We start from the raw sequence: 569 nt of genomic DNA on the forward strand, positions 1-569 counted from the left end.
TGGTTCCATTGATGAGACCATCTATGATCCGTGACACTTCATCCTCTTCCGGGGAGAGTAAGGGATAATTCCTAATGTCCGCCAAAGTCAATTCGCTAAGCACAGCTTTCGCCGCAATCCGTTCTTGGACAGAATCCGCCGCAATTCCCGCAAGCCTATCTCCTGATTTCTCTTCATTCGCTTTGGCCAAGACTTCTTTCAACGATTTGAATTGATGGATTTCCCCAAAGTATTGAGCAGATAATTTCATCGTATAATCCTCCGTTTCTTAGTTGTGGAAGGTCAGTGTTTTTACGACAACCGGAACGACCCCTGTCCGCAGCAGCCTTCCTATATCTAAATAATCCCCATGTTCCACTTGTGTCTGATCAATGCAGATGACCGGCAAATCTGGTCGGTTCGCTAGAAATGTTTGACCAAGCACCTTCCCATAATCACTGTCCATCACAATTATCAGAGGTTGCTGCTGATTCGGCTTTTGCATCAAAGCCTCGGTAAATTCGGCTGCGAGCTGCTGTATGTCCCGAAAAGATAGATAAGGTATATTCGTTAAATAAAAGTCAAAATTC

General features: G+C 44.6%; 2 protein-coding genes. Both read right to left on the reverse strand.

Annotation, left to right across the window (positions count from 1 at the left end; genetic code table 11):
- Positions 1-250, reverse strand: a 250-nt coding sequence (gene eutB, locus SB773_RS29960; RefSeq protein WP_410593822.1) for an ethanolamine ammonia-lyase subunit EutB, incomplete at its 3' end; no start/stop codon positions are given.
- Between the two features lie 18 nt (positions 251-268).
- On the reverse strand, positions 269-569 hold a 301-nt coding region (locus SB773_RS29965; protein WP_410593824.1), incomplete at its 5' end, for an ethanolamine ammonia-lyase reactivating factor EutA.

The organism is Bacillus sp. SIMBA_074 (assembly GCF_046534555.1).
In the GTDB taxonomy this organism is placed as follows: Bacteria; Bacillota; Bacilli; order Bacillales; family Bacillaceae_G; genus Bacillus_A; species Bacillus_A mycoides.